Raw genomic sequence first — 24,676 nt, forward strand, 5'->3', positions numbered from 1 at the left:
ATTCTAATAAATATAATAGTTTATTTCTCTTCATCAAATGTTTCATGATATTCTACAGTGTTTTGATTTCCGTAAGGGTAATCTCCAAAACGTTTTACAATATCATGTGTTGCCAATAAAAGAAACTCATTGATTGCCATTTCATCGTTGCTGTGTGTATTGATGTAATCAAGAACAGTTAACGCAGCCTGCTCTCTCACTTTATCATATGTATGATTCGGAATATCAGATGTTTTTGAAATTCCATAAACAAACTGCTGGCTAACAATTCTCCATTTTAACCAAGCTTCAAAAAGATAAATGCTATACTTTTTTTGGTGTATAATTGATTTGTAAATCTCAATTGCTTTATTAATTGAATTTTCATCAAGACTTTCAGCGTTCCTTACATACTGATCTGCGAGTTCAATTTGATAAACAGAATATTCCTGAAAGTCTGTTGTCTGTTTTGAAATTTTCTCAAGCAGAACCAGAGCATCTTTCAAATTTGTTGTTTTTAATTTTTTGTATTTTTCATAATCGGCCGATTTAATATAATTGTTCTTATCAATCGTTTTCCAATACATTTCCTCGTTTATGCTAATAAAATTGTGAGTTGCAAAAGTTGAGTAAAAATAATTCATATATTTGTCACTGAATGCTTTATACTTTTCAAAATCCTTTTTAAAATCAGGTGAATTAAAGCCTTTATTCCGGGAAATGCTGTAACTCTGTTTGGTCAACACTAAAAAATCGGAAATATAAGTGTTAAGAGTATCATTTTTAAAGTGAATCTTTTTTAAACTGTCACAGACTTTAATATAATCACCAAGCAACATTTTCAGTTCTTCATCCGAACTATCATCGATCGTAAGGTTTATCATTTCTTTTTGCTCAGCAATGATATTGTTTATATGAAAGGCTCTATAACAATCCTTTAGTCTAATGACTAATTTTGAATTGCTTTTAACCTCATCTAACAAATTCTGGCTGTAACTACTGTTAAAAATTAAAAATAATAGAATTAATGTCAGTAGTTTTGATTTAAAATTTAATCTATTCATTATTATTTGATTAAATACACACTATTTGATAATTTTTTGTTTGTATATAATAAGCTTATAACGATTCAGTTTTACTCAGGATATAATTTGACTTATTTTTCCATTCACCATATTCCGCTAATGGTCTAAATCGCAATGTTGTGAATTCAAAATGAAAATCTTTTCTATCCTGTTCTTTCATCGCATTGATATGTCTTTTGGGTTTTGGCATTTTACTATGACCATGTACCATATCTGTCATTGCTTTTTGTGTTTTCCAAATGGAAAAAGTAGAAATAATGTTGGGATATCGAATAGAAGCCAAAGACAGAGTCGTCCTATTATCATCTCGAACTTGTTTTTCAACAGGCCTACCCCAACGAAGAAATCTTGGTATTTGCATATACTTCATTCGAGCGATAGTAACCGCTACTACAGAAGTATTTTCGTTTTCTATTTCCATCCCTTTTTTCGGAATTTGAAATCCTGAGATTCTTCCCCATTGTCTTAAGAATTCTAACCTTACGTGCCATCCTTTTGCTATTTGCCTTCCCCTTGAGGTGGATTGTAAAAAAACATTTAGGTCATTTTCATTTTCCCACTGAGCAAAAAATACAATTTCTCTGTTAAAAAATCTGGACTTAGAGAAAATAGGTGAACCTAGTATCATCGCAGACATGGTTTCCGCATAAATCAATCCTTCTATTTGTTTTGATTTAATGGGGAAAAACATAATTCTGATAGCAGTGATTAATGGTAGCTTCACAAGATGATACGAAAATATAATCATTTTTTTGTCAGTCCAATTGGTTATGAATATTCTATATTTTTTTCTAAAAATATTCGAAATTTTCAAATTAATATCCGTTTTAACACATTATTATTCCTTATATCCTTTCCATTCGTGTTTTTAATTTTAAATATTTATCTAATTCTGCTGCTAAGGGTTTTGCCTGATTGTATAATTCAGTCTCCAGCCTTTTAGAAAAAATTTGGAAAAATCGGTTGGTATGATAATGAATAGCTGTTTACTACTTTTATCCTTCAGTTTTATTGTTATATCACAGTACGTTCTTATCATTTGATTTTCACTACCCACAAATAATTTTTCTTTCTGCCCTTTTACCACAATTGCTTTGATATCTTCTAATGGAAATGTTTTTGCTACAAAAAAAATTTTCTTTGAAGTAAGGGTTTTCTCTTTCCAGTCAATAATCAAAATATTTTTTGAAGACTGCAGAATTCGGGAAATGCCAGAAGTTGTTTGCAAAACTGCCTGAAAAGCAAAAATAAGTCCACCTCCAATACTTATATAACTGTTTGTTTTAAATCCCTGACTTATTAAAAAAAAGTAGCTATGGAAAGAAATAAACCAATAGCGAGTGTAGCAAAAGCATCAAACCAGTCTTTTGCTGTTTTTTTATAATTTACTACAACTTCTCCAGCTTTTTCGATAATGGTGAAATTTTCAATTCTCTTTTCTGAATATTTCATAATATTTTGATCTGTCCCGTTATATTTTGATTAGTTTCTTAATCTCGAATACCTACTCACCACATTCATTCTAGAGTCCCCTTGTTTTATGGTCAGAATATCTGCTTCTTGATTATAATTAACGGTGTATTTGTATTTCTGATTGCCTTTTTCATCAAGAATTATGTTTCCTTCTACAAGTTTATATTTTAAGTTAATTTTTGTTTGATCTCCATCAAATTTATAGGCTGTAATGGTGTTTTCATTAATATGAAGCTCAGCGGTTTTAAACTGATTATACAATTTTTCACCTATTCTTTTCTTTTCCTCGGAATCTTTAAGATTGCCTAATGTTTTCTCAAAATAATTAAGGGTATATTTTTCAGCATTTTCATAATAAATAGTATCTGAATTCATTGTATAGAGATTAAGCTTCCATGTTCCGGAAATGTCTTTATTTATTTCTTTTTCAGAAAGAAATAACATACTGGTTATCATAAAAATAGAATAAATAAGAGTTTTCATTTGAAAGGTATTAGTTGGTTATTTGGTTTCGTTTTTTTGTTTTCTTTGCTTGAGGAAAATGCTCCACAATATAAAGGTGACTATTCCAATGAAGAATGTAAACATGAGCGCTACATTAAAAAAACCGGAAGCCTCATTGCCCATTGTTCTCCCCCAATAAGGAACCATCATCGCAATGCACACGCTAATCATGGCTAAGAATGATAGTGAAGATAATATAACAAGTATTATGAGTAGAATTCGGGTTATTAGTTTTAGTTGTTTCATGGAATTATTAAAGGAATCTCTAATTTAATATTAAATTAGAATATATTATTCAGATTTAGTTTTTACAAATCGTATAGTTTCAGCATTTTGCTTATTTGGATTCTCAAAATATAGACTATAATTATTATCATTGTCATAAGGACTTGCCCATTGAGATAGATTGCCGTTTTCGTCATAGAATTGAAACAGCCCGTCAATACCTCCAGTTTTCCAAGTTCCCTGCTTTTTTAATCCTATTTTTTCATGACCATCAAATAAATAGGTTCCATCATCAAATAAGATTAATTTATATCCATTTATTTTACTTTTACTTGGTTTAAATGATTCATTGCCAGAAGAATTTAAAGTATAAATACCCGCAAAATTTTCCATTTCACTTTCATTGATTGATGGCAATGTTTTAAAATACCAAACAGCAATTAATCCCCAACATAAAATAGGAATAACACTAATTTTAAGAGCTGTTTTTTTTAACGCAGAAGATTTTTGAATAACCGCTATCAACATTACAATTAATAAAATTACTATAAATAATGCACTGACTGAAAGTAGCAGTATGAATAATAGACTTTCTAGCATATTTCAATATTATTAAGGAAAATTATATGATCCCCAAATGATAAAAATATGGTCAGGATGATAGAAGTTAACGAACCCAATAGCAGACCCCACCCTATTTCTTGCATTTTTGACTTTTTCTGGTATCTTAAATTGATGATAAACCCTGATATGGTACAACAAAGAAAATATGAATATTATTAAATCAAAACTATCTAGTAATTGCAGTCCTGTAATCAGTAAAAATCCAGTGAAAATTGTTAGAACAAAAGAAATTAATTTCAATTTTTTGCGTTTTTTGTAAATATAATAAAAAATCAACTATATATTCTTCACATTTTATATACTTTCATTTTACAATTCAGTATTTTCTAATTCTATATTACAGACAGATAACGCAAAACAAGAATGCAAGATACTAATATAACTTTATATTATAAACCGAAACTAAATTGTAAAAAAGTTGGATAATTAAGGTACCAAAATTTGTCTACAAAGCATAACGATTCAATTCTCTTTTAAATTGGCTCAAACGAATTAAATCATCGATAAAAGTGTTTGAAGATACACTCGCCTTGGTCACAAACACCCAAAATGGCTTCAATTTAATCCAAATTGAGCCATTTTGTTTGCTTTTGATTCCAAAATAAGCCAAATCAGAATTTTTATTGTTTTAGTAAATCCATTTTAAGGAAATAAGAAATGGCAGTAATATATTTAGATGTATAAATCAAAAAAACGAACTATACAATTAAATGTACCATATAGATGATATTTTTAAAGGTCTCTTTCTAATATTATTTACCTTCAATAACACTATCATAAAGGATTTTGCTGAAATCTACTTTTCCTATGTTCAAAAGGTTTTTTTATGAACCAAACTCATTTAATGATCCGCAGCCAATTTTCTCACCATCCCTTTAAAGATCAATCCATGAAAAGGCAATACAGAAAACCAATACAACCTTCCCCACAATCCTTTTGGTCGAAAAACTGCCTTCTGCCAGAGTTTGCCCTTATATAGCTTGAACATCAGCCAAGCTTCTCCGGGCAGTTTCATTTCAGCAATAAGAATTAATTTACCTTCTTCCCTACTGGCATAAAGCACACGCCAAAAATCCAAAGCGTCACCTTCGTGAAGTTGCAGCGGATGCGTTCTTCCTCTTCTCAATCCAGGACCACCAACCAAGACATCCATATAACCTCGTATTTTCCAAAGGTTTTGTCCGTACCATCCGTTTTTGCCGCCCAAACCAAACACACGGTCGAGACATTTTTCACGGTCGTCATATTTTTCACTTCGAACGTCTTTAAAACAGCCAAAATGTGGAACTTCAATAAATTCCTTCAGGGAAGAATCATTTCTGCTGCTTATAAAACTGTCTTTCCAGCTGGAACGAATTTCGTTGGCCTGAATCTTTGCCATCGTTCTCTCCAAAGCCTGTGTGTAAGAAAATGGCTGTATTCCGGTTATTTTTTTAATCTCTGATAAACTTTCTTTGTTGCAGACTACCTCAATTTTCATACTTCCAACAAGTGAACTTGCCAAGCTGTAAGTGGTTGAAGTAATGAAATATAACCAGTAGGAAGACAATTTTGGGGTCATTACCGGCATTGTAATAATGGTTCGTTTCAAACCTCGGATTTTCGCGAAACCCAGCAATATTTCTTTGTAAGTCAAGACATCATCACAGCCAATATCAAAACTTTTACGGTATGTTTCTTTTTTGAACAAAGTAAAAATTAAAAAATCTAAAACATTCGCAATTCCTATGGGTTGACATTTGGTATTGAGCCATTTTGGCGTAATCATTATCGGTAGTTTTTCAACCAAATCTCTAATGATTTCAAATGATGCACTTCCGGAACCGATGATAATCCCAGCTCGTAAAACCGTTGTTGGAATTTTAGATTCAATTAAGATCTTTTCAACATTAAATCTTGAATTCAAATGCTTTGACAATTCTTTCTGATTGACTAATCCTGATAGATATATAATGTGTTTGCAATCCGTCTTTTCAATTGCTGAAACAAAATTCTGAGCACAGATTTTCTCTGATTCTTCGTAATCACCATTCGCACTCATAGAATGCATTAGATAATACGCCCCTGAAATATCCGCCGGAATATTCTTTAAAGATTCCTCTTTCAAGAAATCAACTTCTATAACTTCTATCAAATCATCTTTGATTCCTGCAGGTTTAGAAAACCGGCTAACGTCACGGCAGCAGCAGAGCACTTTGTAACCTTGCTCTGTAATCACACTGACCATCCTTTTCCCGATATAACCTGTTGCTCCTGTTAATAAAATTTTTTTCATGAGATTAATTTGAATCAGTTAAAGATTTTTTTGAATTTTAAATCTTTTCTAAAAGATGCCCGAAATAATCTTTCTTTGTCGTAAGATAAGACAAATTGACAGGATTTGATTCAATTTCCAAAGGAATTCTTTTATTAAGCAAAATTCCGCTGTTGTAGAAAGCTTTCAGTTTTTCTGGATTATTGGTCAACAAATTTACTTCAGTAACTTTAAGAATTTTCAACATCTCGATTGCGACATCAAAATTTCTACCGTCCGCCGGTAAGCCTAATCTCAAATTAGCTTCTACTGTATCAAAACCTTTTTCCTGAAGAGCATAAGCTTTTAATTTATTGATGATTCCTATATTTCTGCCTTCCTGTCTGAGATAAATAATCATTCCTCCGTTTTCCGACATAAACTTCATTGCGGCATCAAGTTGTTGCCCGCATTCACATTTCCTCGAATGAAAAACTTCTCCGGTAATGCACTCTGAATGGAAACGTACGTTAACAACTTCGTTAAAATCTGTTTTTTCAGCAACCCAAACCAAATGTGGACTCCAGTCATTTTCATTTTCTGAAAATGCATAGACGGTAAACATTCCAAAATCGGTTGGTACATTAGATTGAGCCTGTATTGTAAGCATTAGTTATATTTTAGATCGTTATAATAGTACAAATTTATACTTTATTTAATTAGTAAAATTAATTACTAAATTTGTTGATAAATAATATCAATAATGGAACAAGAAAATATAATTACAGAACACAAAATATTTGAATTGTACGGCGATTATATCTTGAATCACGGCGAAAGACCAAAAAGCATTTACTGCTTCGCAAAAGACAATGAGTTCGAAGAAAAAGACTTCTACGATTACTTTTCAAGCTTTGAACAGATAGAAAAATCAATGTTGGCCAATCTCTTCGATAAGTCTGTAGAGCTGGCTTCGGAAGTTAACAGTTCTGATGAAATTACTTCCAAAGAAAAACTGTTGAATGTTTATTTCATCTTTTTTGAAAATATGGCGATGAACCGTTCTTTGGTTTTGATGATTTTAGGAAATAACAAATTACATTCGGCAAAAATGTCAAATCAGCTTAAGGAAACACATCGGCAATTCATCAGAACTCTCGGTTTTAATGATTGGGAAATGATTCAAAAAGCAAAAGATGATGTGAAAAATTTCCATCAAAAAGCTCGTGAAGAAGCTTTGTGGTTGCATTTGGTCTCCGCCATCGAATTTTGGAAAAAAGACACATCTCCCTCATTTGAAAAGACAGATATTTTCATTGAAAAAACAATTGATACAGGATTTGAACTGATGGATAATGAACCTTTGCGAAAAGTAGTTGATCTCGGAAAGTTTTTATTTAAAGAAAAATTTAAAAAATAGTAGATGAAAACACTCAGTAAAATACCAACCGGAAAATTAGAAAGAACCAGCAGTTTGCTGAAAGCGGGAGCAAAAGTCGGTGTTAATTATATCAAATACTACGGAAATAAAATCACGAAGGATAAAAATGAGGACGAAGCAAGAAAGACTTTGAATGAAGACAACGCCACCGACATTTATGATTCTCTGAAAGAACTGAAAGGTTCAGCCCTGAAAGTTGCCCAGATGTTAAGTATGGAGAAAAACATTCTTCCGCAAGCTTATGTTGAGAAATTTTCTTTGTCGCAATTTTCGGTTCCGCCGCTTTCCGGCGCTTTGGTAAAAAAGACTTTCAGAAAATATTTTGGAAAAAATCCGGAAGATTTATTTGATGAATTTACGAATGAATCCGTCAACGCGGCAAGTATCGGACAGGTTCATAAAGCGAAAAAAGACGGTCAAAACTTTGCCGTGAAAATTCAATATCCCGGCGTGAGAGAAAGCATTTCAAGCGATTTAAAAATGGTAAAACCGATTGCGATGAAAATGTTTAACATCAAAAAAGAAGGTTCAGAATCTTATTTTCAGGAAGTGGAAAATAAACTGTTTGAAGAGACGGATTACGATCTGGAACTGAAAAGAAGCAAAGAAATTTCTGAAAAATGTGCTCATCTTCCGAATCTCGATTTCCCAAAATATTACCCTGAATTTTCGTGTGAAAGAATCATCACGATGGATTGGATGAACGGAAAACATTTCTCGGAATTCACAAAATTGGACAATTCTAAGGAAGATTTGAACAAAATCGGACAGACACTCTGGGATTTCTATATGTACCAAATGCACGTTTTGAAACTGGTTCACGCAGACCCACATCCAGGTAATTTCCTGGTTTCAGAAGATAAAAAACTGCTCGTGATTGATTTCGGATGTATCAAAGAAATTCCAATTGACTTTTACAAACCCTATTTTGAATTGGCTCAACTTGAAAATCTGAATAATCCTGAATTTTACAAAGAAAAATTATTTGAGCTCGAGATTTTGAGTGCTAATGACTCTGCAAAGGAACAGGAATTTTTCATCAAGTTATTCTACGAACTATTGGAACTGTTCACAAGACCTTTCAACAAAGAAATTTTTGATTTCTCTGATGAATCGTTCTTTCAGGAAATTGCTGATCTGGGTCAGAAATATGCCAAAATCAGCGATATGAAAGGAATGAATACCAACAGAGGTTCGAAACATTTCATTTATCTGAACCGTACATTTTTTGGTTTGTACAATATGATGCACGATTTGAAAGCGAAAAATATTGTGATCAGTCAATATAAAAATTTTATCCAATAAATGCCGGCCAACTTACCTTCAAAGATTTGTGAGGTCTGCGGACTGCCTTTCAATTGGAGGAAAAAGTGGAGGAAAAACTGGGACGAAGTAAAATATTGCAGCGAAAAATGCCGGAAAAACAAAAAATCAACATCCTCTGGTTCGGGAACAATTTAAGAATCAGAGACAACGAATCGCTTTTCAAAATAATGCGAGAAGATTTGCCTTTCCTTGCGGTATATATTTTTGACGCAACTTTTTTCAATTCGACACAATTCAGTTTTAGGAAAATTGGGAAATTTCGGGCTAAATTTTTGCTGGAGACGGTTTCGGATTTGGAAAATAATTTAAAGAAAAAAAAGATTCCGTTTCTAAAAAAATTTGGTCAAGTTCAAGATATTTTTAAGCAGATTTCCGAAGATTTTGAGGTTGAAAAAATATTCTGTCAGAGAGAGTGGACGAAGGAAGAACTTGAAGTTGTGAATCAAATTAAGGCATTTTTGCCTGCTGTAAAATGGGTGAAATCTTATTCTCAACTTTTGCTTCAACCACAATTCGTAAAGGTAAAATTAGATGAAATTCCTTTGTTGTTTACAACATTCAGACAAAAAACAGAGAAAGATTTTAAAATCAGAAATGAGTTTGATTCTGAACATCTGGTTTATAATAAATCCATATTAGATTTAAAAATAAACAGCGACAATATTTCATTACAGACTTTAGGTTTTGATGAATTTGAAATGCATCAATCCACGGCTTTTCCATTTTCAGGTGGAGAAACTGAAGGATGGGAACGGTTGAATCATTACTTTTTTGAAACTCAAAATTTAGGCTGTTATAAAGAGACAAGAAATGGTTTAATTGATAAAGACTACAGCAGCAAATTTTCTGTGTGGCTTGCCAATGGAAGTTTGTCTGCAGTACCTGTTTTCCACGAAATCAAGAGATATGAAGCGGAATTTGGAGAGAATGAATCAACGTACTGGCTTGTTTTTGAATTACTTTGGCGGGATTTTTTTAAATATACTTCGATGCAGTTTCGGGAGAAAATATTTCAGAAAAACGGAATTTTAGATCGGGATTATGAGTGGAAATCTGACCAAAATTTAATCAATCAATGGATCAACGGCGAGACAGATTCCGATTTCATCAATGCGAATATGCTGGAAATTAAAAATACAGGCTGGATGAGCAACCGCGGACGACAAAATGTAGCTTCCTATTTTTGCAAGATACTGAAGCAGGATTGGAGAATCGGCGCTGCTTATTTTGAAGAAATGCTCATCGATTACGATGTTCACAGTAATTACGGAAACTGGATGTACCTCGCCGGAGTTGGAAATGACCCGAGAAGCAGAACTTTTAACGCTGCAAAACAGGCTGAACAATACGATTCGGAATATAAATTCAGAAATTTATGGCTAAAGTAAAATTTTCAACGGCACAATTGATATTTCCGCATCAGCTTTTTAAGGATACGGATTATCTGGATAAAAATCAACCGGTTTTCCTGGTGGAAGAATTTCTGTTTTTTAAACAATACAAATTTCACAAACAGAAAATTGCCTTACATAGGGCGAGTATGAAATTTTATGAGGAATACTTGACCAAAAAAAAATTCAAAGTTGGATATATTGAAAGTACTTCCCCACTTTCTGATGTACGAAATTTAATTAAACATTTAGAAAAAGAAAAATTTAAAAAAATCTTCATTACAGATGTTTGCGACAATTGGCTTGAAAAAAGAATCAAGGAAACGAAACTAGAATTAGAAATTCTTGAAAGTCCACTGTTTATCAATACCCGGGAAGATTTAAAAGATTATTTTGAAGATAAAAAATCGTATCATCAAACTGATTTTTACAAGCAGCAAAGAATTTCCCGAAACATTCTGATGAAAGCCGGAAAACCAATCGGTGGAAAATGGACTTTCGATAAAAAAAACCGTAAAAAATATCCTAAAAATAAAAAAGCGCCATCCGTTCACTTTCTTGAAAACAGCAAATATTATGAGGAAGCGAAAATTTACACCGAGAAAAACTTCAGTGGAAATTATGGCAATTTGACATCACACCAACTCTATCCTGTCACTTTTAAAGAAGCAGAAAATTGGCTGAATCAATTTCTGGAACTGCGGTTTGCTGATTTTGGAATCTACGAAGACAGCATCGTGGAGCGTGAACATTTTCTGCATCACAGCGTGCTTTCTCCATTGTTAAACATTGGACTTTTGACTGCCGAAAACGTTCTAAAAGAAGCGATTGATTATGCAGGAGAATATAACACTCCCGTCAATTCTCTTGAAGGTTTTGTGCGGCAGATTTTGGGCTGGAGAGAATTCGTGAGGGGAATTTATCTCTATCAGGGAACTTTTCAGCGGAATAAAAATTATTGGAAACATCATAATCCACTACCCGAATCTTTTTATACTGGAAAGACAGAAATTAAACCGATTGACAGCACAATTAAAAAGGTTTTGGAGACCGGTTATGCGCATCACATCGAACGTTTAATGATTTTCGCCAACTTTATGAACTTGTTGAATCTTAATCCCAACGACGTTTATCAATGGTTTATGGAAATGTTCATCGATTCTTACGATTGGGTAATGGTTCCGAACGTTTATGGAATGAGCAGTTTTTCTGACGGGGGAAAAATGAGTACAAAACCGTACATCAGCGGAAGCAATTACATTAAAAAAATGAGCGATTACACCGATCGCGACTGGACGGAAAAATGGGATGCCCTCTTTTGGAATTTTGTGAATGACAAACAGGAATTTTTCAAAACAAATCTGAGATTGGGAATGATGTTGCGAACTTTAGACAAAATGACGGATCAGAAAAAATCAGAATATTTTAAAATTGCGAAACGTACGATTAAAAATTTAAAATAATGGTGAAAGAATTTAATTTAATACAGACAGACCGTATTATTGAAATGGCTTGGGAAGACCGAACGCCGTTTGAAGCGATAGAATTTCAGTTTGGTATTTCTGAATCTCAAGTGATTGAAATGATGAGGACAGAACTGAAACCATCAAGTTTTCGGCTCTGGAGAAAGAGAGTGAATTCGGGAATTAGCCAGAAACATCTGATGAAGAGAAATCCTGAGATTAGCAGGTTTAAATGTACGAGACAAAAGGCAATCAGTCATAATAAGATTTCAAAACGGTAAAATATTACAAAAATGAAAAACATAGTCATTATCGGTTGCGGACAGGGAATTGGGTTTGCTGCTGCAAAAATACTGTCGGAAAATCACAATGTGATCGGCATTTCAAGAACAGAAAATCCTGAAATTAAAAATTTAAATATTCAATTTCATCCAATGGATATCCTTTCGGGGAATCTGAATGAAATTATATTCCCTGAAGTTATTGACGGATTGGTCTATGCGCCGGGAAGCATTAATTTAAAACCATTTAACCGTCTTTCGATTGAAGATTTTGAGAACGATTTCGAAGTCAATGTTTTGGGTGCAGTGAAAACGATTCAGAAACTGTTGCCTAATTTGAAGAAGTCGGAAAGTGCTTCTGTTGTATTGTTCAGTTCAGTGGCTGCAAAGCTGGGAATGCCTTTTCACGCCTCGATTTCTGCAAGTAAAAGTGCTGTTGAAGGCTTAACGAAAAGTCTGGCCGCAGAATTGTCTGCTCAGAAAGTAAGAGTGAATGCAATTGCACTTTCTTTAACGGATACCAATCTCGCTTCAACACTTCTTTCAACACCTGAAAAACGGGAAGCATCCGGAAAGAGACATCCGTTACAAAGAGTGGGGACTGCCGACGAAATCGCAAAAATGGTAGAGTTTTTATTAGATGAAAATTCATCGTGGATCACAGGACAGATCATCGGGATTGACGGCGGAATTAGTAGCATCAAATTGTAACCATTCCCAAAAACTAATATCTTTACCATAAATTACAGCGATGCAAACTGATTTTATCATAGAATTACTTCATCAAGTCAAAGAATTTGAAAATTCTGATGCTTGCAAACCCAACTCTACCGTTGATGATTTCCGCATTTGGATGAATGATAAAAAATATTACGACGAGAGTCCGACCAAGCTTTTTAAGAATGAAAAACATCAGGTTTCATTTACCGAAAATGAAATTTGCAAACAGGTTCTCTTATTAGGACGATATTCTAAATTACTGATAAGAAAAGGTTTGGGAGATTTTCCTGAGTTAGCGAATGAAGAATTTACTTATCTGTACCGATTGAAAGACGAACCTTTTTTAACGAAAATTCAGTTGATCGAAAAAAACGGTCACGAGAAGCAGACCGGAACTCAAATCATCAAAAGACTTTTGGAAGCAGGATTTTTGGAGGAGAAAAATGATAAAGACGATAAGCGCAGCAAACGACTTAATTTGACTAAAAAAGGCGAAGAAATTTTCCACGCCTCGGTATCAGATGTGAATTTAACTTCAAAAATTTTATCCGGAAAGCTTGAAAAAGATGAAAAGAATGAACTTCTGAGGATTTTGAAAAAACTAAATGAATTTCATTCGCATATCTATGCTGACTATAAAAGCGCTGATATTAATATGATTGTTAAAATTTTCGGATGAATTTTAGTTAATAATATACTTAGATATCACTTAATACCTTCAAAGTATTATCTATATCTTCCAACAAATGGTTTGCATAGAGTCCTGTCAAGTTCACAAGACCAATATTTGAAGATTTCACTCTTCGATGTCGGTTTTTTTATTTCATAATCCGTTGTTATACTGGTAGATACACTGAGCTACAATATTCATTTTAGGTGTTTGAAAACTTTCTCTATCAAATTCGACTTTTTGGGGCATTCTTTAGCTCTTTTCCTAATTCTTGTTTAATTTGGCTCAAAAGAACCAAATCATCGATAAAAGTGTTTGAAGATGAACTCTTTAGGGTCAAAGAACCGACATTTGAAGATCAATTCTTTGTTGTTTTTTCCGCCACGTAATCATCTCGTCTCAATTATCCGCCTGTATTTAATATATGATTATGTTGATTCAAAATTTTGGACAAAATCGCTCATAGCAGCTTTTACAGTATTTTTTTAGAGGCCTGTATAAAATAGCATTATATCCGTAGGAAACTCCTTTCTTCACGATTTAAACCTACCTCTAATAATATAAGAAAAAATTAGTATGATTTCTAAAGTTTTCTAAAACAAAATCTAAAGCAAGAAAGAGGATTGAAACAGCTATTTTCAAATGAGGAGGACAATCTCAATCAGTAATATTTTGCGAAATTATTCCACACGCGATTACTAGAACTGTTTCCCCAATAACAGCTGTTATAATGATCCAATATATAATTTTTTCCATTCAAAAGAAATCTGAACAAAATAAAACTAAACTTAATCTAAATACACACCTGACTAATTTTAATAAATGTCTATTTAATGTATTTATTTTCAAATTGTTTGCCATACAGTTTTCTAGCTAGTATGACAATGATGTGGCCGATCATTGGATAGATTATAATACAAATCCCTATGATTAAGCCAGTTCCAAATAAGCCAAATATAATATGTAAAACTTGCATAGAATCCTGAAACATACCAAAAGAGATCTGATCTGAAAAGTAAATCCATTTTGAACGTTTAACTCCCATCACCAGCAATATAAGCCAAAATCCTAAGAATGAAGCATTAAAGATCCGGCTTCCCAGAAAAATAGTCTTTTTAACTTTTGGTCTCATTCCTTTTACAATTTCCAGGATAAAACTTACAGAAGACAACAGAATAGTGGTATTAATCCCGATGATAGTTCCCATAGAATGAGCCACCGTAATGTGTGTTCCATGTGTAAAAAGATTAATGGCAGGAATGGAAATCAACAATGCTAAAAACAGGTTCAGAAAGATCCATAACTCTGATAACATCAGCATACGGTAAGATACTGAAAACTGTTTCTTACTTTGTGCCGGAATATCTTTTTTCCAAAGATAGATGATTCTTAGCAGGATGATCCATTCCGTCATACTGATGATATATGCTAAATAACGGATCCATTCTGCATTCGGAACGGGATAAATGTGATGTGCCCAATTGAACATCACATTAATAAGACCGAGGAAGAAAAAAAAGAATCCCGTTTTTGAATGGCTGTAACCTGACTTTCCACTGTTTCTTTCCATTACATACATAGAGGTACCGTATACCAACATATTCCATGCCCCTACATAGGCACCGCCTGCTTTCCACTGCATCGTAAGGTTTTGAGTATAGTGTTCTCTGAAGTAAGGCAGGATCCAGAGGTGAGCTTCTGTAAAATGAAAAATCATCAATACGATTCCCGTTCCCCACATCCAGTAATATACAGGCCAACGGGAAAAAGTACGCCACATCACACGAAAATAATAAATTCCGAACAAGATCCATCCTAAAAGAATAGGTACATAGAAACCATGAGGAAATTCAAGGTATTCTTTTCCTTCAAATTTCTTGAATATATAACAAGCCGCTATCAATATACCCGTAAATGTAAAGACCCAAAATTGCCACTTCATAATCCCTGAGCTTGTCTTATCATTCTGGATATACCACATAATCCCGCCAATAGCTGTCATAAAGATCCATGAAAGGGCAAAAAGAGTATGTAACGGCCGAAGAACAGTAAATGGAAATATGGTTTTAGCAAAATCCGGAACCGCATACTGTACACCAGATAAAAAACCAACTAAAAGACACAGTACCAGGCTCAGCAGCCCGATCAGTATATAATAGAAAGGATAAGCGTTATTTTTCATTTTTTACTTTTTGTGGATAGTCTACCCATCCGCCATAATTGATCACAGCATTCTGTGTTGGATAATACCCCGTTCTATCAACTTCTTTTAAAAATTGTAGGATCTGGTCCTGCTGATCAGGCGAAAAATCGAATTTGGGCATGGATTTGATCCCGCTGATCATCATTACCTTTAGATATTCATCACTTTTATCAGGCCTGGACGTAACATTAGTAAGATCCGGGCCTAAATATCCCCCCAGACCATACAGTTGATGACAAGCATTACAATTATTTTCCAGCCACAGTCTCTCACCGTTCAAGGCTTTTTCTGAAAGCTTAAAATCACCGTAATCTGCCTTTTCAGTATAAATTTCTCTATTGTAGAATGCGTAGATGAAAACCATGAAAAGAAAGATGCCCGCGTAGTATTTATTCATCTTCATTGATATTATGTTGTATGAATCTAAGTCTGTAGTGATCTCCAAATAAAACATTCTTCCTATTGGGGACGTTAGGTACCGGGATCTGCCGGAATAAGGCTGAGTAAAAATGTGTACTTTTTTTCTGCTTCTGAACATATAGGATAATTTCCATCCGCGTAATACTCCTCATAATGAATATTTTAATTACTTGAAATGATGATAATACAACCTCGAATCATATACTCCATTGATCGCTTTATGTATAGAATAACATGATTTATGACACAAAAATAGAAAAAAAATCTATAATAAGACAAAAATGTCTTATTTATAATATCTTTGTGCAAGTAAACTAGATTATTAAAAAAAACCGAAACAATGAACGCAAATTTATCTTCCGCCCACAGAATTCTGTTTCTGAATACTTTGGCATTTACGATCTGTTTTGCCTGTTGGACTTTAAACGGTGTTTTAGTTACTTATCTTGTTGACAACAATATTTTCAACTGGTCTGTGGTAGAAACAGGCTGGCTTTTGGGAATCCCTATTCTTTCAGGCTCTATCATGAGACTTCCCTTAGGGATTTTAACAGATAAATATGGAGGAAAACCTGTATTCTCAACTTTACTTTTACTTTGCAGCATACCTTTATTTTTATTATATTTTGCAGATTCTTATTGGATCTATTTGTTATTAAGTGTCCTATTCGGAATGGTGGGCACAGCATTTGCCGTAGGTATTGCCTTCACTTCTGCTTGGTACCCGAAAGAATGGCAGGGACGTGCATTGGGAATATTCGGAATGGGAAATGCAGGAGCTGCTCTTACTACATTTTTTGCTCCTACTCTGCTCAATTATCTATCTGCTGATGATCCGGAAAACGGATGGAGAATGCTTCCCATCATCTACGGAATTACGTTAACGATCATCGGATTTATATTCCTGTTTTTTGTTGAAAATAAAAAAGCAGCAGTTCAGAACAAATCAATAAAACAGCTTCTTAATCCTTTAAGCAAAATCAGGGTTTGGCGATTCGGTCTGTATTATTTTCTGGTATTCGGCCTGTTTGTTGCTTTCTCACAATGGTTATTGCCTTATTATGTAAGTGTTTACCAAACTTCATTGGTTTTAGCAGGACTTCTTACTTCCGCATTCAGTTTACCGAGCGGTGTGATCCGTGCATTTGGAGGCTATCTCTCAGATAAATTCGGGGCCAGAAAAGTCATGTACTGGGTACTCTATTCTTCTCTGGTCTTAAGCGGATTATTGATGCTTCCTAAAATGGAGATTTTGACACCGGGAAAAGGAATCACTGCAAAAAAAACAGGAACAGTTCAATCCATTGAAAAAGATAAGATTATTCTTGATAACGGAGAATTCAGCATCAGTTCAAAACCTGAAATACCTCAGCAAACCTCTGTATTACCCAAATCATTTTCATGGCAGGAAGTTTTGGTAAAACACAATGAAAAAGTACAGAAAAAACAACTTTTAGCACAGGGCGTTACCCTCATCAAATTTGAAGCACATATATGGGTTTTCTCCATTCTTGTCATTCTTATTGGCATTATGTGGGGAATCGGTAAAGCGGCCGTCTACAAACATATCCCTGAATACTTTCCGAATGAAGTGGGTGTTGTTGGTGGAATGGTAGGGCTTATCGGTGGTTTAGGAGGCTTCATTGGACCTATTTTATTTGGTTATCTCCTAGATTTTTCAGGATTATGGACCAGCTCATGGATTTTCGTGTTCCTGGTTTCAGCCATATCTCTTTTCTGGATGAATACAATAATCAAAAAAATGACACATAAAGAAGCACCACACATCAAGGATAGAATTGAACATGTCAATTGCAACAAAGATTAACATTAAACCCAAAAATAAACAACTAAAAAGATGAATGATTCACATTGGCTCACCAACTATGACTCTTCCAACGAAGAATTCTGGAAACGCAGCGGCAAAAAAACAGCATGGAAAACATTGACCATTACAACTGCGGCTCTCACCTTATCTTTCGCGACCTGGTTTTTATACAGCGTCATCGTTATCAAACTTCCTCACATTGGCTTTCAGTTCACAGATGACCAGCTATTCTGGATGGGAGCAATGCCCGGATTAGCGGGAGGGCTTCTAAGAATTGTCAATACATTTCTAATTCCTATCTATGGTACCAGAAAGGTAGTTTCTGTCAGTTCACTCATCAAGATCATTCCTGTGGTCATGCTTGGATTTGCCGTTATGAATCCTGAGACATCCTTTACTTATTTTATGGTGATTGGATTCTTGTTGGGAATCGGTGGTGGAGACTTTTCATCTTTTATGCCTTCAACATCCTTATTTTTCCCGAAAAAAGAAGCCGGAACCGCACTCGGTATTCAGGCTGGAATCGGTAATTTTGGAGTAAGCCTGGTACAGTTGCTTTCACCACTTGTGATCAGTTTAAGTATCTTTTCATTCATGGGAGGTGGCGAGATCATTGTGGAAACAGGTAAAACCATCTACTTGGAAAATATTGCGTTCATCTATGTTATTCCACTATTTATCATTGGAATCTGGGCATGGTTCTCATTAAAAAGTATTCCGGTAAAAGCATCTTTCAAAGAGCAATTGGACATCTTCAAGGATAAACATACCCTGTACTGTACAATGACCTATATCATGACCTTCGGGATTTTTGCAGGATTTTCGGCATCCTTCCCTATGATGATCAAAAACCTGTATGTTCCTTTAGACAAAAACCTTGATCCGCTACAGTTTGCATTTTACGGACCGCTTATTGGTTCAGCATCCAGAGTGATCTTTGGAAAAGTTGCTGATAAGATCGGAGGTGCATTACTTACACAGGTTACCGGAATAGCATTGATCATCCTGATTTGCAGATTGATTCTCGGAGGATATTTAACACCTACTTCTCCCGATCAGTTCGAGGGTTTCCTATTTATCGTTTTAGCCATCTTTTTCTTCACAGGAATTGGAAATGCAGCAACGTTCAAGCAATTCCCAGTCATTTTCTCAGATTCTCCGAGAAAAGCAGCCGGAGTTATAGGCTGGACTGCAGCAGTGGCCGCTTTCGGACCTTTTGTGTTCAATGTTTTGATCACACAATCCAGAATGATGACAGGTGATTCAAGGCTCTTTTTCTGGTTTTTGGTAGTGGGTTGCGTAATGGCTACAGCTGTCAACTGGCATTTCTATACCAAATCGGGATGTGAAAGACCTTGTTAATAATAAAAACTTAAAAAAAATGAAAAAAAACCTCATGTTACTGATGATGATGATATCCATCATTCTGAATGTTGTTCTGGTCTATAAATTCTTTTATCAGGGCGAAAAAGTGATCATTAAAAAAGACAGCAGATCCGAGATAAAAATGACCAAAGAAAACCGTGAATATGTGATGGCAGAAATGCGGGGTTTCTTGGAAAGTGTACAAAAGATCAATGACGGAATTGCTAAAAACGATCCCAATATGGTCGCCGGTGTTGGTCAGCAATCCGGAGCCTGTAAGATAAATACCATTCCTCAGGGATTGGTAAGATCTTTACCCTATGAGTTCAAACAAATGGGCTTTCATACCCATGAACTTTTTGATGTAATGTCAAAAATGGCCAAGCAAAAATACGACAGACAGGAAATTCAGGTGAAAATGAATGAACTTCTCAACAACTGTGTTGCTTGTCATCAAACTTATAAAATAACCGCTGAACCTTAATGAAATGTTTAAGAACAAAATTACTTTAGGCATTTTAAGCCTCGCTTTCGGATTGGCCAATGCACAAATGGATAGTCTGAAAATGAACATTGATCTGCGAACACGAGCAGAACTGGATAATGGAGCAAGAACCCTCATTCCAAAAGGGAAATCTGCAGAGACAACTGTTCTTTCCCGTGCTCGAGTCGGAATAGATTATTATTATAAAAACCTGGAAGTTTACCTCAGTGCACAGGATGTAAGAACATGGGGAGAAACAGCTTCCAATACAGGAAAAAATCAGAACTTCACCATTCATGAAGCCTGGGCAAAATATCAGTTTTCAGGCCAATTTTCTTTGAAACTAGGGAAACAGATTCTTTCCTACGACAACGAACGTTTACTTGGGACATTGGATTGGATGATGCAGGGACGAAGTTTTGAAACTTTGAAAGGTATTTATACCCTAAGTCCGAATTCTAAAATCGAAGCTGCAATCACCTACAACAATGATGATAATGATACCAATGATTTGTCCGAAAAAGAGATTTACAGCATTTCGGAGGGTGGAGAAATCACAAAATCACTTCAGGTTTTGCATTATCAATTTACCGGAAACAACAAATTCCAATTCTCGGCCATCGCTCTAAATAATATTTTGCAAAATCCATCAGGTACCCATTATGATATGTTGACAATGGGAATCAATGCGAAAAAATATTTCGAAAACATCGGTTTTTTCGGTTCAGCATATTATCAAACGGGTAAAAACACAAGCGCTCAGACCAAGTCTGCTTATCAGTTTTCAATCAATTCAGATTTTCTGATTCATCCAAAGATTAATATTGTTGCCGGGACGGAATGGCTTTCCGGTAGGAGTTATGATACTTATTCCGGAGAAAACAGATCGTTCAGCCCTTTGTATGGAACCAATCACCTGCATAATGGGTTTATGGATTATTTTTATTTTGGAACGAGCCATTTTAACGGTTTCGGGTTGAATGATTATTATCTTAAATCTACTTTTAAGTTTAATTCTAACTCCATAATTACGGGTAACCTGCACATTTTCACTACAAACGGAAAACTGGGTGAGAATAATCTGGAAAAAAAATATTCATCTTATTTAGGAAGCGAACTGGATCTGGTTCTCATCCAAAAATTCTGGAAAGTGATCACGGTAAACCTAGGTCATTCCTTTATGTTTGCAAGTGACAGTATGAAAGTCCTTAAAAATGTTTCAGAACCAAAAGATCTGCAAACGTGGACGTGGCTTGCTCTGAAAATTGCGCCTAATTTCAAACTGAAATAATTTGTCTTGATCGATGAAAGTCATTAGAATTTTAGTGGCTTTCATTTTTTTAAGCTTCACTTCAACTTTATACCAAATATGAATCTCCTAAAATCTATGGTTTCGGCGAGGTTTTTGTATTTTTACAACCAAGTTAGTAGTTTAATCATTAATAAGAATAAATGTTGATATTTTCGAATACATGTCAGTATGCAATAAAAGCATGTATTATACTTGCCATTGAAAGGCGGAAGATTGGGATCGCAGATATTTCGGAAAAAATAGGCACCCCTACCCCTTTCACTTCTAAAATTTTACAGCATATGACCAGAAAAAAACTGATTTCTTCAGGAAAAGGAAAAGGTGGTGGTTTTTATCTCGATGATGAACAATTTGAGAATCTGACAATCAAAGACATCTATGAAAATTTTGAAGGTAAGGAAGTTCTTACCTCATGTCTTTTAGGGTTATCCTTATGTAATGGGGAAAATCCCTGTCCCATTCATCACCTTGCTGTTGCTGTAAAGGAAAAAGTGATGATCATGTTCCAATATAAGATCAAAGATCTGAAAGATCTTGGAAGTGTAATGAAGCTGATGAATGAACCAGGAGTATTTTAAATTCTACAGCTTATAACTGCGGAATCTGGATCTGATCAATTTTTGATCTGTATGATTTCAGTTCAGAAAAAATACGGTCTACTTTTGATCTGAAATAGTTTGTATGGGCAAAAAGATCTTCATAATAAGCAATTCCTTTCAGTAAATTAGCTTTGAAGCTCTCCCATTTTTTCACCTGAGATTTGGTGATCTCTTCAGAAAAATCGGCTATTTCGTTTTTAAGATGATCCACATACAGTTTCAATTCGTTGATAAAGACATTTGGACGGCGTTCATCCCGCAAAACATTTTCGTATCCGTAAATATGGCGAACCATTTCCGAAAGTGAAAGTTCTCTGTCGAAAAAGCTAAGATTAGGTCCCGGGCAAATAACAACTCCCTGTTTCTCACCTTTTGTCGGCAATCCGTGTTCCAGATAAGCGGAATTGACAAGACCTACACAAAGGCAGGATTTATCGGTGATATTTTTTCTGCTTTTTTCGTATTGTTTATCTGTAAGATTTGCTCTGTTATTTTCCAGCTCATCCATTTTGATATCCTGATATTTTTTTGAAGCGGTACAGGTTCCTTTCGGATCAAATTCTTTGCTTAAAGCCAAAAGTTTTTTAGGACATGAACTCCCGAACTTACTTTTTGCTATATTTTTTTCCTTGATGATCTCATTGCTTGTTCCTTTGATTGTATTGAACGGAACTCCCAATGGTGATATGTTGCTCAGATAGAAGTCTTCTTCTTTTCCTTTCACCAGAAGATCTCTTGTTTCCTGATCGAGAGAAGTAGCTTCCGGAACCAACAAAAACGGAGAACCCCATCCTACACTGTCTGCATTATAATTTGAGAGAAGAAATTCGTGTTCTTCAGAAGTTCCTACACCGCCTTGTACAGAAATTTTAATGTCTAAAGGCTCGGAAGGAGCCGTTTTACCCTTTTGTTTCAATGCTTCGCTCCATAAAGAATATGCCGAAGACTGGAGTTCACTCTTTTTTTGTTTGAATTCCTCCATGATTGGACCCATCAAAAGTCCGTCCGTAGCAAAAGCATGACCACCACAATTCAAACCGGATTCTATTCTGTATTCCGAAACCCAAAGTCCTTTTTTTGCAAGAAAATTTCCCTGGATCATCGCTGAACGGAAATCACTTACCTTGATGATGATCTTCTTTTTCAGTTCTCCGTTTTCATTAGGAAAAAAGTGTTCAAATTCCTCCAGATAGCTGTATAATCTGGGATTCATCCCTGCTGAAAACACTACAGATGAGGACAGTTTACTCTTCGCAAAACCACGCAGAGAAGCATGGGCATCATTATAAATCGTAGGAAGCTGTACATCCTTCACGAAGTTGTCCTTATCTACTTTGGTCATGATGTTGACATCAATTTCGCCCGGAAAAAGGTTTTCATCAATGAATTTTTTAATGTCTGCTGCGAGATCGTTTTTCTTATCGAGAATGTTCTGTAATCCTTTTTTGAAATCGGAAGTACTCGGCAACATTCCGACAAACTGTTTTAAGCTTTCTGTGTTTTTGGTAATTTCTTCTTTAAAATCTTTACATTTTTTCGTAACAATATCATCCATCATATCCAGATATGCCGTGATTCTTCTCGCTCTGTGATCTTCCGATTTTATGGAAATGGCAGAATAATCAAAATTGAATTTCTTACTGTAAAAATCTCTCATTCTTTCCACGATCTCATCATCGATAATAGACACTACGGAAGAAATTCCAAACTGGGCAACACGGATCGGACTGTCTATGGTATAAGCCAGTCCCATTACAGGAATATGAAAATTGTGTACTGGTTTTTTGTTCATTATTTATTAAATTGGTTTAGATTGATATTTTTAAATTCTTTATTGATGTAATTCTTTATTCTTAAAGCTCTGATAAACATCCCGATCGAGATCATAATGACCACCGAAGCAAAAAGCAGCCAGTATTTTGCACTTAAAAATGGAATGTAAACGATGGAAAAGAATCCCGAAAGTCCCAAAATAACCTCATTACATATGATCCCGAAGATCATGATCACAATACTGGTCTGAAGGAATTTGTTGATCTTGATATTTTCCAGATGCAGCATTTTCCAGATCAGGAAAAGACTCACTCCCATCAGTAAAACCAAGTGCAAATACCCGATCACGATATTGATATTGCTGAAAGCGTAAATTCCCAGTTCAGGAATTGCCGATAAGATCTGAAGAATGAATTTTCCTAAAAATGCAAAGCCTACAACCACAAGAAGCCATTTTTGTATGACATGCTGTTTTTTGAATAGTTTGGTTTGCTCGAACCATCTCCAAAGTTTAATTGCTCCTATAATCTGAAGGATAGAAATCACACCGAAAAAGATGTGAAGGAGCTCCGGCATATCTATCCATAAAATGGAAAGTCCATATCCGAAAAAACATCCAACAGCCAATAAGCGGAAAATGGTTTTATTCAGTTTTTCCTGAATTTGAACGCCGTATTTTTTCAGGGAGATCAAAAACAAACCTATGGAGGAAAACAGGAAAAATCCGTTATACTGAAAATGAAGATAAAAATAGGTAGAAGCTCTGAACAGCACATCGAACTCGTCTTTCCTTGCCGAAAAATATCCCAACCCGAAAATTCCGATCGCCGACAATGTAGCAAAGAATGCTCCTGACTTCAGCCAAATGGTTTCAGGATTCTTATTTTTCCTAAGATCAATCAGTAAAAATAGATAATAAGCAAAACCGGTAAATAAAGCTACTGAAGAAAACACGATGGAAAGCCAGAAATACCCTCCATAAAGAAAAGTAATCAGCATTCCGTATGAACCGATCTGATTAAAAATCTGCAAAAACTGATACTTTGAAACGGCAATTCCAGCATCACTTTCAGTCAGGTATTTCGTAACAAAAAGATAAATCGCTGCCGAAACCCATCCGTAAAATGCAAAATGAGAATGCGATTCCTGCATGAATTTATGAGAAAATCCCGGAAGTGAAAATGCGAGATTATACCTCATCATAACACCGACCACCGATACTATGAAGAAATTGAACAGGCAAAACTTCAGCCAGAAATTAAAGTTTTTCATTACTA

24 protein-coding genes are annotated in these 24,676 nt (G+C 34.8%); 13 read left to right on the forward strand and 11 right to left on the reverse strand.

What is annotated here, in order from left to right:
* Positions 1–20: 20 nt before the first annotated feature.
* The 7 genes from MKS83_RS06010 to ribA form a co-directional block, all read right to left on the reverse strand.
* Positions 21–863, reverse strand: coding sequence for a hypothetical protein (locus tag MKS83_RS06010; RefSeq protein WP_240582414.1), 843 nt, complete (start codon positions 861–863; stop codon positions 21–23).
* A gap of 235 nt (positions 864–1,098) precedes the next feature.
* Complete coding sequence (locus tag MKS83_RS06015) at positions 1,099–1,812, reverse strand: hypothetical protein (RefSeq protein ID WP_240582415.1); 714 nt, start codon at positions 1,810–1,812, stop codon at positions 1,099–1,101.
* A 551-nt stretch (positions 1,813–2,363) separates the two neighbouring features.
* A complete protein-coding gene (locus MKS83_RS06020; RefSeq protein ID WP_240582416.1) occupies positions 2,364–2,516 on the reverse strand; it encodes a hypothetical protein in 153 nt (50 codons plus the stop codon).
* Positions 2,517–2,546: 30 nt separating this feature from the next.
* Positions 2,547–3,020 (reverse strand): hypothetical protein, encoded by a 474-nt coding sequence (locus MKS83_RS06025; RefSeq protein ID WP_240582417.1) that lies wholly within the window; start codon positions 3,018–3,020, stop codon positions 2,547–2,549.
* Positions 3,021–3,332: 312 nt separating this feature from the next.
* Positions 3,333–3,866, reverse strand: a complete 534-nt coding sequence (locus MKS83_RS06030) for a hypothetical protein (RefSeq protein WP_240582418.1) — start codon at positions 3,864–3,866, stop codon at positions 3,333–3,335.
* An 865-nt stretch (positions 3,867–4,731) separates the two neighbouring features.
* On the reverse strand, positions 4,732–6,165 hold the full coding sequence (locus MKS83_RS06035) for an SDR family oxidoreductase (RefSeq protein ID WP_240582419.1): 1,434 nt from the start codon (positions 6,163–6,165) through the stop codon (positions 4,732–4,734).
* Between the two features lie 37 nt (positions 6,166–6,202).
* On the reverse strand, positions 6,203–6,793 hold the full coding sequence (ribA, locus tag MKS83_RS06040) for a GTP cyclohydrolase II (protein ID WP_240582420.1): 591 nt from the start codon (positions 6,791–6,793) through the stop codon (positions 6,203–6,205).
* Between the two features lie 93 nt (positions 6,794–6,886).
* Between ribA and MKS83_RS06045 the strand changes: the two genes are divergently transcribed.
* The 8 genes from MKS83_RS06045 to MKS83_RS06080 are packed head-to-tail and all read left to right on the forward strand — an operon-like array spanning position 6,887 to position 13,424.
* Positions 6,887–7,543 (forward strand): TetR/AcrR family transcriptional regulator, encoded by a 657-nt coding sequence (locus MKS83_RS06045; RefSeq protein ID WP_123865292.1) that lies wholly within the window; start codon positions 6,887–6,889, stop codon positions 7,541–7,543.
* A gap of 3 nt (positions 7,544–7,546) precedes the next feature.
* On the forward strand, positions 7,547–8,869 hold the full coding sequence (locus MKS83_RS06050; RefSeq protein ID WP_123865291.1) for an ABC1 kinase family protein: 1,323 nt from the start codon (positions 7,547–7,549) through the stop codon (positions 8,867–8,869).
* Positions 8,870–9,025: a DUF2256 domain-containing protein gene (locus tag MKS83_RS06055; RefSeq protein WP_123865290.1), complete on the forward strand. Its 156-nt coding sequence runs from the start codon at positions 8,870–8,872 to the stop codon at positions 9,023–9,025. It abuts the gene before it with no gap.
* On the forward strand, positions 8,977–10,278 hold the full coding sequence (locus MKS83_RS06060) for a DASH family cryptochrome (RefSeq protein ID WP_240582421.1): 1,302 nt from the start codon (positions 8,977–8,979) through the stop codon (positions 10,276–10,278). The genes MKS83_RS06055 and MKS83_RS06060 overlap by 49 nt, the downstream gene beginning before the upstream one ends.
* Positions 10,266–11,744, forward strand: coding sequence for a cryptochrome/photolyase family protein (locus MKS83_RS06065; protein ID WP_123865289.1), 1,479 nt, complete (start codon positions 10,266–10,268; stop codon positions 11,742–11,744). Before MKS83_RS06060 ends, MKS83_RS06065 begins: the two co-directional genes overlap by 13 nt.
* Positions 11,744–12,025 carry a TIGR03643 family protein gene (locus tag MKS83_RS06070; protein WP_123865288.1) on the forward strand — a complete coding sequence of 94 codons (282 nt, stop codon included), beginning with the start codon at positions 11,744–11,746 and terminating at the stop codon, positions 12,023–12,025. Before MKS83_RS06065 ends, MKS83_RS06070 begins: the two co-directional genes overlap by 1 nt.
* A gap of 12 nt (positions 12,026–12,037) precedes the next feature.
* The gene (locus tag MKS83_RS06075; protein ID WP_123865287.1) at positions 12,038–12,736 is read left to right on the forward strand and encodes an SDR family NAD(P)-dependent oxidoreductase; all 699 of its coding nucleotides are present in this window, start codon (positions 12,038–12,040) and stop codon (positions 12,734–12,736) included.
* Positions 12,737–12,776: 40 nt separating this feature from the next.
* Complete coding sequence (locus MKS83_RS06080; RefSeq protein ID WP_123865286.1) at positions 12,777–13,424, forward strand: MarR family winged helix-turn-helix transcriptional regulator; 648 nt, start codon at positions 12,777–12,779, stop codon at positions 13,422–13,424.
* 817 nt (positions 13,425–14,241) lie between these two features.
* Here the strand turns inward: MKS83_RS06080 and MKS83_RS06085 are convergent.
* Both MKS83_RS06085 and MKS83_RS06090 read right to left on the reverse strand, forming a co-directional pair.
* The gene (locus tag MKS83_RS06085) at positions 14,242–15,597 is read right to left on the reverse strand and encodes a cbb3-type cytochrome c oxidase subunit I (protein WP_050009579.1); all 1,356 of its coding nucleotides are present in this window, start codon (positions 15,595–15,597) and stop codon (positions 14,242–14,244) included.
* The gene (locus MKS83_RS06090; protein ID WP_166668339.1) at positions 15,587–16,015 is read right to left on the reverse strand and encodes a c-type cytochrome; all 429 of its coding nucleotides are present in this window, start codon (positions 16,013–16,015) and stop codon (positions 15,587–15,589) included. The genes MKS83_RS06085 and MKS83_RS06090 overlap by 11 nt, the downstream gene beginning before the upstream one ends.
* Before the next feature lie 363 nt (positions 16,016–16,378).
* On the opposite strand from MKS83_RS06090, the gene MKS83_RS06095 reads away from it, so the two are divergent.
* The 5 genes from MKS83_RS06095 (at position 16,379) to MKS83_RS06115 (ending at position 21,605) form a co-directional block, all read left to right on the forward strand.
* Positions 16,379–17,866, forward strand: a complete 1,488-nt coding sequence (locus tag MKS83_RS06095; protein ID WP_240582422.1) for an MFS transporter — start codon at positions 16,379–16,381, stop codon at positions 17,864–17,866.
* Positions 17,867–17,896: 30 nt separating this feature from the next.
* Positions 17,897–19,228, forward strand: a complete 1,332-nt coding sequence (locus MKS83_RS06100; RefSeq protein WP_123263096.1) for an MFS transporter — start codon at positions 17,897–17,899, stop codon at positions 19,226–19,228.
* Between the two features lie 19 nt (positions 19,229–19,247).
* Positions 19,248–19,715, forward strand: a complete 468-nt coding sequence (locus MKS83_RS06105) for a hypothetical protein (protein WP_042721898.1) — start codon at positions 19,248–19,250, stop codon at positions 19,713–19,715.
* A 4-nt stretch (positions 19,716–19,719) separates the two neighbouring features.
* Positions 19,720–21,006: an alginate export family protein gene (locus MKS83_RS06110; protein WP_240582423.1), complete on the forward strand. Its 1,287-nt coding sequence runs from the start codon at positions 19,720–19,722 to the stop codon at positions 21,004–21,006.
* Positions 21,007–21,167: 161 nt separating this feature from the next.
* Positions 21,168–21,605: an RrF2 family transcriptional regulator gene (locus tag MKS83_RS06115; protein ID WP_050009576.1), complete on the forward strand. Its 438-nt coding sequence runs from the start codon at positions 21,168–21,170 to the stop codon at positions 21,603–21,605.
* A 10-nt stretch (positions 21,606–21,615) separates the two neighbouring features.
* Here MKS83_RS06115 and MKS83_RS06120 read toward each other — a convergent pair whose 3' ends face one another.
* Positions 21,616–23,418 (reverse strand): hypothetical protein, encoded by a 1,803-nt coding sequence (locus tag MKS83_RS06120; protein WP_240582424.1) that lies wholly within the window; start codon positions 23,416–23,418, stop codon positions 21,616–21,618.
* On the reverse strand, positions 23,418–24,671 hold the full coding sequence (locus MKS83_RS06125) for a hypothetical protein (protein ID WP_240582425.1): 1,254 nt from the start codon (positions 24,669–24,671) through the stop codon (positions 23,418–23,420). Before MKS83_RS06125 ends, MKS83_RS06120 begins: the two co-directional genes overlap by 1 nt.
* Between the last annotated feature and the right edge of the window lie 5 nt (positions 24,672–24,676).

The sequence above is a fragment of the Chryseobacterium sp. Y16C genome, from assembly GCF_022488405.1.
Classification (GTDB): domain Bacteria; phylum Bacteroidota; class Bacteroidia; order Flavobacteriales; family Weeksellaceae; genus Chryseobacterium; species Chryseobacterium geocarposphaerae.